Source organism: Marinobacter manganoxydans MnI7-9, from assembly GCF_000235625.1.
In the GTDB taxonomy this organism is placed as follows: domain Bacteria; phylum Pseudomonadota; class Gammaproteobacteria; order Pseudomonadales; family Oleiphilaceae; genus Marinobacter; species Marinobacter manganoxydans.
In genome coordinates, this window is sequence record NZ_AGTR01000002.1 from 75024 (window position 1) to 87909 (window position 12886).

The 12886-nt window shown below is 54.4% G+C and carries 14 protein-coding genes; 4 read left to right on the forward strand and 10 right to left on the reverse strand.

From position 1 onward, the window contains the following. Positions 1-2: 2 nt before the first annotated feature. The 3 genes from sufC to yegQ form a co-directional block, all read right to left on the reverse strand. Entirely contained in the window at positions 3-776 is a 774-nt protein-coding gene (sufC, locus tag KYE_RS00675) for a Fe-S cluster assembly ATPase SufC (protein WP_008169344.1), read from the reverse strand. Positions 777-971: 195 nt separating this feature from the next. After that, positions 972-2420, reverse strand: coding sequence for a Fe-S cluster assembly protein SufB (gene sufB, locus KYE_RS00680; RefSeq protein ID WP_008169346.1), 1449 nt, complete (start codon positions 2418-2420; stop codon positions 972-974). Between the two features lie 476 nt (positions 2421-2896). Further along, the gene (gene yegQ, locus KYE_RS00685) at positions 2897-4216 is read right to left on the reverse strand and encodes a tRNA 5-hydroxyuridine modification protein YegQ (RefSeq protein ID WP_008169348.1); all 1320 of its coding nucleotides are present in this window, start codon (positions 4214-4216) and stop codon (positions 2897-2899) included. Between the two features lie 158 nt (positions 4217-4374). On the opposite strand from yegQ, the gene KYE_RS00690 reads away from it, so the two are divergent. After that, positions 4375-4731, forward strand: coding sequence for a helix-turn-helix transcriptional regulator (locus tag KYE_RS00690; RefSeq protein ID WP_008169350.1), 357 nt, complete (start codon positions 4375-4377; stop codon positions 4729-4731). A gap of 6 nt (positions 4732-4737) precedes the next feature. On the opposite strand, the gene fabB is transcribed toward KYE_RS00690, so the two are convergent. Continuing rightward, complete coding sequence (gene fabB, locus KYE_RS00695) at positions 4738-5949, reverse strand: beta-ketoacyl-ACP synthase I (RefSeq protein WP_008169352.1); 1212 nt, start codon at positions 5947-5949, stop codon at positions 4738-4740. A gap of 11 nt (positions 5950-5960) precedes the next feature. Continuing rightward, entirely contained in the window at positions 5961-6470 is a 510-nt protein-coding gene (gene fabA / locus KYE_RS00700) for a bifunctional 3-hydroxydecanoyl-ACP dehydratase/trans-2-decenoyl-ACP isomerase (protein ID WP_008169354.1), read from the reverse strand. Between the two features lie 223 nt (positions 6471-6693). On the opposite strand from fabA, the gene KYE_RS00705 reads away from it, so the two are divergent. Next, the gene (locus KYE_RS00705; RefSeq protein WP_008169356.1) at positions 6694-7209 is read left to right on the forward strand and encodes an SRPBCC family protein; all 516 of its coding nucleotides are present in this window, start codon (positions 6694-6696) and stop codon (positions 7207-7209) included. An 8-nt stretch (positions 7210-7217) separates the two neighbouring features. On the opposite strand, the gene KYE_RS00710 is transcribed toward KYE_RS00705, so the two are convergent. Next, positions 7218-8402: an NnrS family protein gene (locus KYE_RS00710; RefSeq protein WP_008169358.1), complete on the reverse strand. Its 1185-nt coding sequence runs from the start codon at positions 8400-8402 to the stop codon at positions 7218-7220. A gap of 122 nt (positions 8403-8524) precedes the next feature. Between KYE_RS00710 and KYE_RS00715 the strand changes: the two genes are divergently transcribed. Next, positions 8525-8896: a SirB2 family protein gene (locus KYE_RS00715; protein ID WP_008169360.1), complete on the forward strand. Its 372-nt coding sequence runs from the start codon at positions 8525-8527 to the stop codon at positions 8894-8896. Position 8897: 1 nt separating this feature from the next. On the opposite strand, the gene KYE_RS00720 is transcribed toward KYE_RS00715, so the two are convergent. From KYE_RS00720 to KYE_RS00735, 4 genes are all read right to left on the reverse strand, one after another. After that, positions 8898-9125: a hypothetical protein gene (locus tag KYE_RS00720; protein ID WP_008169362.1), complete on the reverse strand. Its 228-nt coding sequence runs from the start codon at positions 9123-9125 to the stop codon at positions 8898-8900. Between the two features lie 287 nt (positions 9126-9412). Then, positions 9413-10237 carry a metallophosphoesterase family protein gene (locus KYE_RS00725; protein WP_158217734.1) on the reverse strand — a complete coding sequence of 275 codons (825 nt, stop codon included), beginning with the start codon at positions 10235-10237 and terminating at the stop codon, positions 9413-9415. A gap of 1096 nt (positions 10238-11333) precedes the next feature. Continuing rightward, positions 11334-11525, reverse strand: a complete 192-nt coding sequence (locus tag KYE_RS22280; protein ID WP_008169366.1) for an MbcA/ParS/Xre antitoxin family protein — start codon at positions 11523-11525, stop codon at positions 11334-11336. A gap of 41 nt (positions 11526-11566) precedes the next feature. Next, positions 11567-11806, reverse strand: a complete 240-nt coding sequence (locus KYE_RS00735; protein WP_008169368.1) for a hypothetical protein — start codon at positions 11804-11806, stop codon at positions 11567-11569. A gap of 850 nt (positions 11807-12656) precedes the next feature. On the opposite strand from KYE_RS00735, the gene KYE_RS21735 reads away from it, so the two are divergent. Then, positions 12657-12886: hypothetical protein (locus KYE_RS21735; protein WP_008169370.1), on the forward strand; the 230-nt coding region annotated here is incomplete at its 3' end.

The following is a 12886-nucleotide window of genomic DNA, read 5'->3' on the forward strand; positions in this document are numbered from 1 at the left end:
CCTTAGTTGGCTGAACTGTCGGCAGTTTCTTCATCCTTGATGCCCAGCCAGCCGTAGCCGCGTTCTTCCAGCTCCAGCGCCAGCTCGCGGCCACCGGATTTGATGATCTTGCCGCCCGCCAGAACGTGCACGTAGTCCGGCACAATGTGGTTCAGCAGACGCTGGTAGTGGGTCACCATCAGGATGGCGCGGTCTTCCGCGCGCAGAGCATTCACGCCGTCAGAAACAACCTTCAGGGCGTCGATATCGAGCCCGGAGTCGGTCTCGTCGAGAATTGCCAGCTTCGGCTGCAGCAGCAGGGCCTGCATGATCTCATTACGCTTCTTCTCACCACCGGAGAAGCCTTCGTTGACGCCCCGCTTCAGGAACGCCGGATCCAGATCCACCTGCTTGGAAATTTCTTTGGCGAGCTTCATGAACTCCGCCGCGTTCATCTCGTCTTGGCCCTTGTGCTGGCGCATGGCATTCACGGCGGTGCGCAGGAACTGCAGGTTGCTCACCCCGGGGATCTCCACCGGGTACTGGAACGCCAGGAAAATGCCTTCGCGGGCACGCTCTTCAGTTTCAAGTTCCAGCAGGTTGTCGCCGTTCAGGGTGATTTCACCCTCGGTAACTTCAAATGCTTCGTTGCCTGCCAGCACCTGCGACAGGGTGCTCTTACCAGAGCCGTTGGGGCCCATGATGGCGTGAACTTCCCCGGCCTTGATTTCCAGGTTGATGCCCTTGAGGATTTCTTTGCCCTCAACGGATGCGTGCAGGTTCTTGATGCTCAGCATTTGTAGCGTCTCTCTCATTTAACCGTCTGAATTCTGTTGCCTGCCCCTAACTGGGCGGAGTCAGCCATCGGGCAGGCCCTTCCGGGATACGCTGTAAATACATCCCTGTACGCTCGACGAAATCATCCCTGATTTCGACGATCCCGGAAGGGCCTGCCCGACGGCTTCTGCGATACTTTTGTGCTTGCCGTCCTGTTAACCAACGGACCCTTCGAGGCTAACTTCAAGTAGCTTGCCGGCCTCGACAGCGAACTCCATGGGCAGCTCTTTGAACACTTCCTTACAAAAGCCGTTCACGATCATGGAGACCGCCTGTTCCGGGTCGATACCGCGTTGGCGGCAAAGGAACATCTGCTCGTCGCTGACCTTCGAGGTGGTTGCCTCGTGCTCTACGATGGCCGACTTGTTCTTGCTTTCAATGTAAGGGAACGTGTGGGCGCCGCAGCGGTCGCCGATCAGGAGCGAATCGCACTGGGTAAAGTTACGTGCACCTTCCGCCCCGGGGCCGAATTTCACCAGGCCGCGGTAAGCGTTGGAGCTCTTGCCGGCGGAAATACCCTTGGAGATGATTGTGCTGGAGGTGTTCTTGCCCAGGTGAATCATCTTGGTGCCGGTGTCGGCCTGCTGGTAGTTGTTGGTCAGTGCCACGGAATAGAACTCACCAACGCTGTTTTCGCCACGCAGGACACAGCTCGGATACTTCCAGGTGACCGCGGAGCCGGTTTCGACCTGGGTCCAGGAAATCTTGGAGTTCTTGCCGATGGCGGCGCCACGCTTGGTGACGAAGTTGAAGATGCCGCCTTTACCTTCTTCATCACCCGGGTACCAGTTCTGCACGGTGGAGTATTTGATCTGGGCGTCGTCCAGGGCCACCAGTTCAACAACCGCAGCGTGCAGCTGGTTCTCGTCCCGCATGGGCGCGGTGCAACCTTCAAGGTAACTCACGTAGCTGCTGTCTTCGGCAATAATGAGAGTACGCTCGAACTGTCCGGTGTTGGCTGCGTTGATGCGGAAATAGGTGGACAACTCCATGGGGCAGCGAACGCCCTTGGGTACATAGACAAACGTACCGTCGGAGAAGACCGCGGAGTTCAGCCCGGCGAAAAAGTTGTCACCGGCCGGCACTACCGAGCCCAGGTATTTTTTGACCAGCTCCGGGTAATCCTGGATCGCTTCGGAGATGGAACAGAAAATAACGCCGGCCTTGGCCAGTGGCTCCTTGAACGTTGTTGCTACGGAAACCGAATCGAAGACGGCATCAACAGCCACGCCCGCCAGCTTTTCACGCTCGTGCAGGGGGATGCCCAGCTTTTCGTAGGTTTTCAGCAGTTCCGGATCCACTTCGTCCAGGCTCTGGGGCATGTCTTCCGGACGCTTGGGCGCGGAGTAATATGAAATCGAGTTGTAGTCGATTTTCGGATAGCCCACATGGGCCCAGTCCGGCTCGTCCATCTCGAGCCAGCGACGGTAGGCTTTCAGCCGCCACTCCAGCATCCATTCCGGTTCTTTCTTGAGGCCGGAAAGGCGGGCGATAACGTCTTCATTAAGGCCGGGTTCGAATGTGTCGGATTCAATGTCTGTTACAAATCCGTATTCGTATTCCCGTTTGATCAGCTCGTTCACCTCGGTGTCGGTGGTCGCCATGATCGTCGCTCCGTATTCTCTCATCGCGGGCTTGTGCCCTTGGTGTCGCCGGCAGCCTCATGAATGGGCTGTCGATCGGATGTCATCAGTTTGGGTGTTGCAGTGATCGCTCATCCTGTGAGTACGCCCTGCAATCGCTTTTTGGATGACGGATTTCCAAAGCTGATGCTGATAATTAAGCAGAAAAGCAGCTTGAATCCATCGCTTCTGGGCAGCGATTATACAATACCAGAGTAAAATAGTCAGGTATTAATTTGAACGTGGGGTGATTATACCTTAATCGGCCTTTGGGGCACTAAGAGGGTGGTAATGAGGCTGATAGTCAGGTTCTTGCAGGACTGGAGTTTTTGAGAAGGACGCCAAGCGGGATTGCCTCCCAAAACACGCCGTGAACCCATCCCTGGGGGCTCGGCATTGCCATCCATGGCAATGCACGGTTTTGGGAGGCAATCCCGCTTGGCGCCTCAGACTAATTGCTAGTCGCCGGTAGCCAGGAGTCTGGTGAGGTAGCTGTGCTCCAGAGTTTGTGGAAGATTAGCCGGTTTTGGAATCCGCACGATATGCCCGCTGCCCGGCGCATAGTCCATGGCCTGGCCGTTTCGGTTCTCCATGACATTAGCCGAGAACCGGATGTTGCCGGCCGGGCTGATCAGTTCCAGTTGGTCGCCGGGGGCGAATTTGTTCTTCACGTCTATGGTCAGCCACTGGTCATCCTTGCCGGTAATGGTGCCAACCACCTGCTGGGTGCCAAGGAATGAGGAGCCCTGTTCGTAGGTCTGGTATTCCCGGGGCATATGGCGGCGCAGGAAGCCTTCGGTATAGCCCCGGTTGGAGAGGGCTTCCAATTCGTCCATCAGGTTCATGTCGAACGGCTTGCCCTGCACCGCCTCGTCGATGGCGCGACGGTAGACTTGGGTGGTGCGGGCCACGTAGTAGGTGCTCTTCGTGCGGCCCTCAATTTTCAGGGAATGAACGCCCATCTTTGCCAGTTCAGCGACGTGTTGAACGGCTCTCAAATCCTTTGAGTTCATGATGTAGGTGCCGTGCTCGTCTTCATAGGCGGGTATGAATCCGCCCGGGCGGTTGGGCTCTTCCAGCAGGATTTCTTTCGGTGCCACCTCCTGTACATCGCCGCCGCCGCAGGTGGCGATCAGGTCGCCGGTCTGGTCGTGGCCGTGCTGGACCTGTTTGTAGTTCCAGCGGCAGGCGTTGGTGCAGGCGCCCTGGTTGGCGTCCCGGTGGTTCATGTAACCCGAGAGCAGGCAGCGGCCAGAATAAGCCATGCACAGGGCGCCGTGAACGAAGACTTCGAGCTCCATCTCCGGGACCCGTTCGCGGATCTCGCGAATTTCATTCAGGGCCAGTTCACGGGAGAGGATGACTCGGCTGATTCCCTGACGCCGCCAGAACTCTACCGTGGCCCAGTTCACCGCGTTGGCCTGTACTGAAAGATGGATGGGTTGGTCTGGCCATTTTTCCCGCACCAGCATGATCAGGCCGGGATCCGACATGATCAGCGCGTCGGGTTTTTGTTCCAGTACTGGCGCCAGATCCCTCAGATAGGACCGCACCTTGTCGTTGTGAGGTGCTATGTTGGAGACAAGGTAGAACTGTTTACCCAGTTCGTGGGCCCGTTCAATGCCCGCGCCGAGGGCTGCAACGTCTTTGAAACTGTTGTTTCTTACTCTGAGTGAGTAGCGGGGCTGGCCGGCGTAAACCGCATCGGCGCCATAGGCGAAGGCGGTTTCCAGGTGTTCGGGGGTGCCCGCGGGGGCAAGCAGTTCCGGGGTGTTCATAGTGGCTCCGGGCGATTCTGAAAGCGGGGCATTTTGCCGTATGCTGCCGGAGGCTCCCTTGATCCTGCTCAAAGGTAGTATTGATTGTTTTCAGCTAACAAGTGTACGCTCACAGCGTCGGCCAATATGGCCACAGAATCGGAAAAGAGGAGTTCCAGATGGGATCAAAGCCTCTGACGCCAGAGGTGGCGCGGGCTTCGCTGAGTCTCAGGGTGAGTTCCCTGATCAGTGTACAGCTTGCCCGTGGCAAGGTTGGTGTGGAAGTCGTGGCGTCGCAGCTGCATATGAGCCGTTACACGCTGCACAAGAAACTGAAGCGGGAAGGGCTGACGTTTGCCCGTTTGCTGGAGGATGTTCGCCGCAGGCAGGCGCTGACCTACATGCAGGACAGGACCAAACCGCTGGTGGAGATTGCCGAGCAGCTCGGTTTTTCGGAGTTGAGCGCATTCAGCCGGGCTTTCAAGCGCTGGATGGGGACATCCCCGGCTGAATACCGCTCTGTCAGGCTATCCTGATCCGGATTAGACTTTTTTGAACACCAGTGAGGCATTGGTACCACCAAAGCCAAAGCTGTTGCTCATCACCAGGTCCAGTTTCTGGTTATCCATGCGTTCCCGAACGATCGGGTAGCCTTCGGCCCCTTCATCAAGGTCCTGGATATTTGCCGATGGAGCAATAAAGCCTTCACGCAGCATGATCAGGCTGTAAATAGCCTCATGTACGCCCGCCGCGCCAAGAGCGTGGCCGCATAGGGGTTTGGTGGAGCTGAGCGGCGGGATCTTGTCGCCAAACGTCTCTTTCAATGCTTTCAGCTCGGTGATGTCTCCGGCCGGGGTGCTGGTGCCGTGAGTATTCACGTAGCTGATTTCGCCATCCAGGTTCTTCATTGCCTGCTTCATGCAGCGCACTGCGCCCTCGCCACTCGGGGCAACCATATCTGCGCCATCGGAAGTTGCACCGAAGCCGACGAGCTCTGCCAGGATGTTTGCGCCCCGCGCTTCCGCGTGCTCCAGCGCTTCAAGGGCCAGCACACCGCCACCACCAGAAATCACGAAGCCGTCCCGATTCGCGTCATAGGTGCGTGACGCCAGTTCAGGCGTGTCGTTGTATTTCGTCGACAGGGCGCCCATGGCATCGAACAGCAGGCTCAGGGTCCAGTGGATATCTTCGCCACCGCCGGCAAACATGACATCCTGGCGCCCGAGAGCGATCAGATCGGCGGCATGGCCGATCGAATGCGCGCTGGTAGCGCAGGCAGAGGTGATGCCGTAGTTGATGCCGCGAATGCCAAATCCGGTTGCCAGTGACGCATTGATCGCACTGCCCATGGTGCGCGGCACGCGATAGGGCCCGACACGGCGGATACCGCGGTCGCGATGGGTATCGATGGAATCCAGCAGCTCAACCGTCGAGGCGCCGCCCTGGCCAAAGATGATACCAGTGGTGTCGGCCTTGATGTGCTCATCGGTCAGCCCGGCCTGCTCGATAGCCTCAAGCATCGCCAGATAGGTGTAACCGGAAGCGGGGCACATGAAACGCCACAGTTTCCGGTCAATCAATTCGGGCAGGTTCAGGTTGATCTGGCCGCAGATGTGGCTGCGCAGACCATTGTCCCGGGCTTCTTCGCTAAAGCCGATGCCAGAACGGGATTCCCTGAGTGACTGTGCGACTTCCTTCTGGTTGGTACCAAGGCTGGAAACAATGCCCATACCGGTGATTACAACACGACGCATCCTGTTAACTCCTAAAAATCATCGGTCGAGGTGAACATGCCGACCCGCAGGTCTTTGGCTGTGTAGATTTCCCGGCCATCTACTTCCATCCGGCCATCGGCAATTGCCATGGTCAGTTTGCGCCTGATCACGCGTTTGAGATCCAGACGGTAGGTGACTTTCTTGGCCGTCGGCAAGACCTGGCCAGTGAACTTCACTTCACCGGCGCCCAATGCGCGGCCTTTCCCTTCACCGCCACCCCAGGCGAGGAAGAAGCCTACCAGCTGCCACATGGCATCGAGGCCGAGGCAGCCCGGCATCACGGGATCATCAACGAAGTGCACCTTGAAGAACCACAGGTCCGGATTGATGTCGAGCTCCGCTACCAGGCTGCCCTTGCCGTAGAGGCCGTCGTCGTCCGCAATGTGCGTGACGCGGTCAAACATCAGCATCTCGTTGATGGGCAGGCGCATGGAGCCGGGGAAGAGCTCGCCATGGCCGCATTTGATCAGGTCTTCTTTATCAAAATGATCCGGGTTCATAGTGCCAGTGTCTCTGTTACAAAATGATTTCCTCATACTTTAGCTCGAATTTCGGGAGCTGCTATTGACCTTTAGTGGATGATTGCCGGTTTGAAGTTCCCCGAACTCGTCTGTTAATCCCGTTTGATGGTCATCAAGGTGCTTGTGCGACCCCGCGAATACAATCATCTATCAGAAGTCCGTTCTGTGACATCCGGAGATTCGAGACTGGCAAGGAGGGCGTATGTCCGGGAATGAGGAAATTATCGCAGGCAAGGTTCGGCGCGAGGGTGACCGGGTTTTGGTACGTCTTGAAAGAGAAACCGGGCACTTGCCTGAACGAGTCTGGAAAATGCTGACAGACTCGGTGTGTCTGGCGGAGTGGCTGGCGCCTGGAAAGCTGGATGCCAGGCTCGGCGGTCGGGTTCAGCTGGATTTCGGTAACAGTGGTATGCCGATCGATTGTCGGGTCACGGATTGCCAGCCGAATCGTCGCTTGGCCTATTCCTGGAGTTCGGGTGATTCCCCTGAGCGTCCGTTGATATGGGACCTTGATCCCATCGACGAGGGAACCCGCCTGTCGCTGACATTATTACTGCCTGATGATGAGGTGGTGCCGATTGCCTGTGCGGGCTGGGATGCTCATCTTGAGATGCTTCTGGCGGCATTGGAAGGGATCAGTATTCACTTCCCTGCCAGCCGGTTCCGCCAGGCAAGGGCAAGGTTCGAGTTGCTGGTCAGGCAGGAGTTGGCTGCCTGACCAGCGGTTCAGCCTTCACGACCATCGGGTCTGGGGCTGGCGAGGATGCCGGTGTAGCGGTACAGGAACATACCGAAGGCAAACAACCAGAGCAGGGTGCTGCTGCCAATGCCGGGGTGCCAGGGAATGATTTCGAAGGCGGTAAGCACCCGTATCAGTGCGGCCAGATGAATTGCAACGAACGCAAGCACCATGCCTTTGGGCAGCACCAATGGTCTGCCGCTGTGGCCGAGGGCGACCCGGGCAATGACCCCGAGAATCAGGCACGCGACCGCGCCGGTTCCGGCGGCGTGACTCCACGCGTTGGACGGCCAGCCCGCGAACAGTGTGCCCGCGAGCAGGAACAGGGACACCGGCACCCACAGGATGGACAGGTGCAGAATCCAGAGCAGGGGCTCCTGGCGTACGAGCCAGCCCTTCCATCCCGCCAGACGCACCAGCATAAGCCCACCGGACAGCAGCGCCAGCAAACCAGTAACGGTTTGCCAGCCAGTCACCAGGGATGCCATCAGCAGAATCAGGCTGAATACAGTTGCCATGTCCAGCGCGGGAATGGTCTTTACAGCGTTGCTGTCGAGTCCCCTCTGGCGCAACCAGCCGGTGGAAAACGCCGGAGTGATGCGGCCACCGACAATACTGATCAGTGCCATGGCCATGATCAGGGCACCATAGCTGAAGGCCATGTCGAGGCGGGTGACAAAGCCGATCTGCATCAGCCAAAGCAGGCCGAGTACCACCATGATCATCAGTTGTCGTTTTTGCCGGGCGTGCCAGATACGCCAGCCGGCATCCACCATCACCAGGGGCAGGAATGCCAGGTTTACTCCCTGAACCAGCCAAAAGGGCAGGTCAGCACCGGTTGCCAGCAGTACACGGCCGGCCAGCCAGACGCCCCAGAGCAGCACCAATCTGAATCCATGAGTTCGTTCTGTCTGGGTCCAAACACACACTGCGGTTAACAGGAACCCCGCGATCGCTCCCGACAGAAAGCCAAACAACATCTCGTGCTGGTGCCAGAATAACCCGGGCATGGCCAGTGGAAGACTGATAACACCATTGACCTGCATCACCCAGAGGGGAATGACGGCAAGGGCCAGAACGGTCATGGACAGAAAGAAAATCCGAAAGGGGTAGGAAAATAATTGGCTGACGCTGACCGGCGCCCGTTCAGGGGAAGTAGGAATGGCCTGCATAGATGTCTCCCATATACATGTATTCTGTGTATATGTTAAACCCTGACAACCGCGTTAACCATACCTGCTTGTAGGTAGATTGCGTACAATGCGGCAAAACGCCTGTTAACTAAGGAACTTTCATGACCGCGTACATGATTCTGAAACACCTGCACGTGACCACCGCGTACCTCACCATCACACTCTTTGCCCTGCGTCTGCTCCTGGACGCCGTCGGAAGACCTGGGTGGCGACAGACACCGCTGCGGTTTATTCCCCACATCAACGACACCATTTTGCTGGTGGCGGCGATCTCTCTGGTTTTTGTGGCCGGGTACGCTTCGGCCATGCCGGGTTGGCTGATTGCCAAAATTGTCTTACTGGTCGGCTACATTATTGCTGGCGTGTTCGCTCTGAAAACCACCCTCGGAAAGCCCGTTCGAATTTCCGCGGCGGTCCTTGCCCTGGTGCAGGTGAGCGCCATCCTGCATCTGGCCATGACCAAGCCATTCTGAGTCAGCGCTTATCGCTGATCTGCTTCGTCAGCTCCGCCAGTTGCACTTGAACGGCCTGGAGCTGGCGGGCGATCTCATCCCGCTCATCGTGGGCTTTCTGGGCCTGCTTGGCGTTCTGCTCCTCGCTCATGACCTCCAGGATTGCCCCGATCATCATGTTCAGGAAAACAAACGCAGTCAGGAAAATAAAGGTGATGTAGAAAACCCAGCTCAGCGGGTATTGCTCCATGGTGGCGTAACCGGTTTATACCAATAAGAAATATGCGATTTACGTTGCTAAATGAGGAAGCAGCACATGAGAAACAGAAGTTTAGAAATCTCAGTGGGAAACATTTTTTCTGCAACAATTTTCTTAGGGATTCTGTTTGGGAATTCCCACCAATCAACAACACTTTTTTGGATCTGCAACCGACACTAGAATGCCTATCAGTGACAGGCGATGAAAGCCACTCACCAACGACAGGGATCTGATGAAAAATTTGTTGGTGTTGAAAGCATAAAGTGGCCGCTCGGTTCTTATAGCGGACATTTGATGGTCGCACTGTTTGCATCAACGTCTGGAGCAACGACCACCACTCTAGCGTCGAGATTAAGTGCTTGGCCATTCCCGATATCGATCAATGGCGAGTCAGGCCAGTGCTTGTGACCGAATAATGTGAGGCCTGAAAATCCCTTTTCCAGAGATTGGGTAATAACAGGATTGCCCTCCCGGCTTCCGTCTGTGTCTTCGGGACCCTCATGTAACATAAGAGTATGGGGGCGCTTTTGGATACACAGCTCCATGTGGCGGACAAATGCATGCTCGTCCCAACGGTTGTGGCGTTTCGGATCACCAATGATTCCACCGAGCCCCCCGACCCGGAGTCCAAAGTTAGTTTTGACCACGTTTCCGTTCAAAACTACGATTTTCGCGGGGAGTATAGTTGTGGAAGCCAAAGAGTCGTGATTTCCAAGAACGGCAATCACTTCTTCAGAGACCCGCGAGAGCGATAGAAATACCGCTTCAACTGGGCCTGTACCCCCGGGTTTTCGGCAGTCAGGATATTCGTATAGATCTCCGCATATCATTACCGTACTGATTGGTGGGATTTCGCCGAGGCCCACTAGCAGAGAAAGCTCTTCCGCAACTGCTTCGCCGAGCAGCCTTTCGGTGCCTTCTAACCGATCGGATAGATATTCCCGGCCCTGAAGGTCCGACATCAAAACCAAACATCCAATGTCGTTTGGAAGCCATTCAGCTTTGGCATGGAAAAATGGCAGCTCTCTCTTACATGGCATTCTGCTGGGGGCACTTGTCCAGTAAGGAAGGGAGTGGAACGGTGTTGGATCAATGCCAGTCAAGCGCATGCGACACCCGCAAATGAATTCAATCGTTCGTACAGTGACTTCACTTTACGCATGTTGTCGTTCGCATTCAGTTCTTGCGCCCGAATGGGTTAAGGTAATTGACATTTGATCGAGCACATATTGGAATCCTTCTGCGTTGAGGTCGACACGAGTAGCGGTTGCGTTAAATGGCTAGTATTGGTCACGAATAGCTGCAGAAAATTAGCTCGGAAATGACGTAAGCGGCCTCTTGTCCTGTTTGACCACCTTGACCGTCGGAAGACAATCAAATTAACGACTTGTAAGCTGATCACGATAGCTCAATGACTTGCATTTGGCGCTTACAGCTCCGAGACGATCAAAGCATTCACAGAGTAATCAGCGTAGATTACCTACCTGAGTGCGGTGCAAGCATCGTCGAGCCCTGCTCACAATGGTGTAAGCAGAACGATCTACCCGCCAACATATCCCAGAAGCCTCTGTTTTCAGGAGGTTCTGTGGTGTAAGCAGAAGGATGGGCACACTTCCTTCCTGGTAACCACCTCGTGCACTTGTAGGGCGCAGTAGCAAGCAAAATCCATAGCAAGGTTTTGCAAGTCACTGAAAAATAGAGTTTTCAGTCTGCTCATGTACAGACGCAGAAATTCACGATCCGGTTTCAACACTTTGTCCGGTCGGGGGCTGGGTTACATCTGCTCACATATAGACTGAACTTTTCACCATGTATCGCAACCCGCCACCCTGCTTAGCTCGTATATAGCCTCAAAAATTCACCAACTGCTTGAAAAATATAGGTTGTGTAGATCTGCTCATATATAGACACAGAAAATCACCACAGCTCTAGAAGAACCTGACTGGTGCTCAATGATAGAGCCACAAATTCACCGAGGGCCATGATGCAAGCCGTACGCTTTCGACTTACTGGCTTTAGACTAGAGACCGAGACCTAAAGACTTTGGAATAGTTCGCTGCTAATGGATTACGGGCGGTGAATTTAAAGACCCATCCGGAGACGATGTCGGCACTTCCCAAAACTCCAGGTCAATCTTGCGCGAGTGGGTTTGAACAACGGGGAAGATGCTTCAAAGTATAACGAAAGCCAATTTTCTCGTTAAGAATAGTCACCGTACTTGACCTGTGAAAGATATAGTTTTATTTTCGTGCATCCGTCAACCGTAGTTAGGAGTTCTCTTGGCGTTTTATGTTCCAGAGCTTTCACTGGATGGTCTAACCACTGTTCAAAAATCAAGTCATCGTTCCCGAAGTATATTCTTTTTATATCCTCCAAGTCATCGGGTTTCATAGCCTAGCTTCCGATACTCAAAAATGAGGTCAGTAGAGCTTTCAAACTTTTAGGTAAAGCGTTTGGTAAACTCTGATTAACGCCTCAATGTCTTCCGGCTGGATACCTGTCAGGTGACTGAAGTCGCGACGGCCACTGGAATCTAGACTTTCCAGATGGCCAATGCTGTCCCAGATCGATTTCACTTGCGACAATTTTTCTCTCTTCTCCTGCAAATACGTTGAGCTTTCAGGAAACTTAGTCTTGTAACACTCCATAATTGTCTCAGTGATGTAATTCATAACACTCCTTAAGTCATGGCGGTCGGTAATTTCTAACGTATTTTAACCTGTCTCGATCATTTAAACGATTTTAATTTTAAAAGTTGCCTTTCATAGAAAGATAATATATTTCAGTCGAGATCAAGCTCTTTAAATGACATATCGTAGATTTGGCGAGGTAGACCATGCATAGATCACTCGACATATATAATGCTTCGAATTAAAGTGGTTCATCATGATCACTGACGCTGTTTCGACCAGTTCAGCGCCATCTGTGGATCGGAGGCAAATATTTCAATATCGATCTGCGAGGCTATCGACCTACGTGAAACCTCAATCCAACGAACGGCTGAACGGCTAAGATTCTTTTTGGAAAATTTGGGCTGCGCCGGCGAAATCGCTGTTTGGGAGAACCTACTGAGATATATCGGGGAGGGATTTCTATCACATCTTGAGCTTCGCGAATAGAAGGCAAGCAGAGGCGACTGTTCCTGGTTGGAAGATTCTTTGGTAATCAGTCGGATGGTTGCACGGGAAGGACGGTTCACTGGTGTCTTTCTTTTTTTGGCCAGAATGGCGCTTGAAAGTGGGTTAAGGTTCCTAGCCTGCGACGATGCAGATGCTATTTGGAATGGGGTAGGAGACCACCCAGACCTGACTGAACTCGGCTTCAGCCAACAAAAAAAGCGTCGTTCAATGAGCGCGACAGGTGGTCTGATTTGGCGTGCAAATCCCGAGGCTATTATTCGACGCCTTTCCTGAGGAGCGGTCGGGTAAATGCCGAGAAGGGGTGAAAAGACAGCTCGCATCTTCTCGTTGTTTTAGGAGTCTGCAAAACGACAACCAATAAGTCGACACTGGGAGATGGCAAATGAGTACCAAGGCGTCGATCGCTTCAGGCGATAATTTTCATCTTTACAACGAAGAGCTCCTGTCAGCGGAACCCCGGTCAGTGTTTCTGGCGCTAGAGAAGCCTCCCTCTTATGAGGTTTCAAAGAAGACGTTCAAGGACCAAATCATCGAACGCCTAACTGTGGAGATCCCATCCGAGGTCTTGGATGAAATCGCGATCAAATGGATTAAGTACCGAAAGCTACAAGG

Excerpts from the sequence above, each read along its gene's own strand:
- sufC (WP_008169344.1), bottom strand. The coding sequence starts at position 776 with ATGCTGAGCATCAAGAACCTGCACGCATCCGTTGAGGGCAAAGAAATC.
- sufB (WP_008169346.1), bottom strand. The coding sequence starts at position 2,420 with ATGGCGACCACCGACACCGAGGTGAACGAGCTGATCAAACGGGAATAC.
- yegQ (WP_008169348.1), bottom strand. The coding sequence starts at position 4,216 with ATGAACACCCCGGAACTGCTTGCCCCCGCGGGCACCCCCGAACACCTG.
- KYE_RS00690 (WP_008169350.1), top strand. The coding sequence starts at position 4,375 with ATGGGATCAAAGCCTCTGACGCCAGAGGTGGCGCGGGCTTCGCTGAGT.
- fabB (WP_008169352.1), bottom strand. The coding sequence starts at position 5,949 with ATGCGTCGTGTTGTAATCACCGGTATGGGCATTGTTTCCAGCCTTGGT.
- fabA (WP_008169354.1), bottom strand. The coding sequence starts at position 6,470 with ATGAACCCGGATCATTTTGATAAAGAAGACCTGATCAAATGCGGCCAT.
- KYE_RS00705 (WP_008169356.1), top strand. The coding sequence starts at position 6,694 with ATGTCCGGGAATGAGGAAATTATCGCAGGCAAGGTTCGGCGCGAGGGT.
- KYE_RS00710 (WP_008169358.1), bottom strand. The coding sequence starts at position 8,402 with ATGCAGGCCATTCCTACTTCCCCTGAACGGGCGCCGGTCAGCGTCAGC.
- KYE_RS00715 (WP_008169360.1), top strand. The coding sequence starts at position 8,525 with ATGACCGCGTACATGATTCTGAAACACCTGCACGTGACCACCGCGTAC.
- KYE_RS00720 (WP_008169362.1), bottom strand. The coding sequence starts at position 9,125 with ATGGAGCAATACCCGCTGAGCTGGGTTTTCTACATCACCTTTATTTTC.
- KYE_RS22280 (WP_008169366.1), bottom strand. The coding sequence starts at position 11,525 with ATGAAACCCGATGACTTGGAGGATATAAAAAGAATATACTTCGGGAAC.
- KYE_RS00735 (WP_008169368.1), bottom strand. The coding sequence starts at position 11,806 with ATGAATTACATCACTGAGACAATTATGGAGTGTTACAAGACTAAGTTT.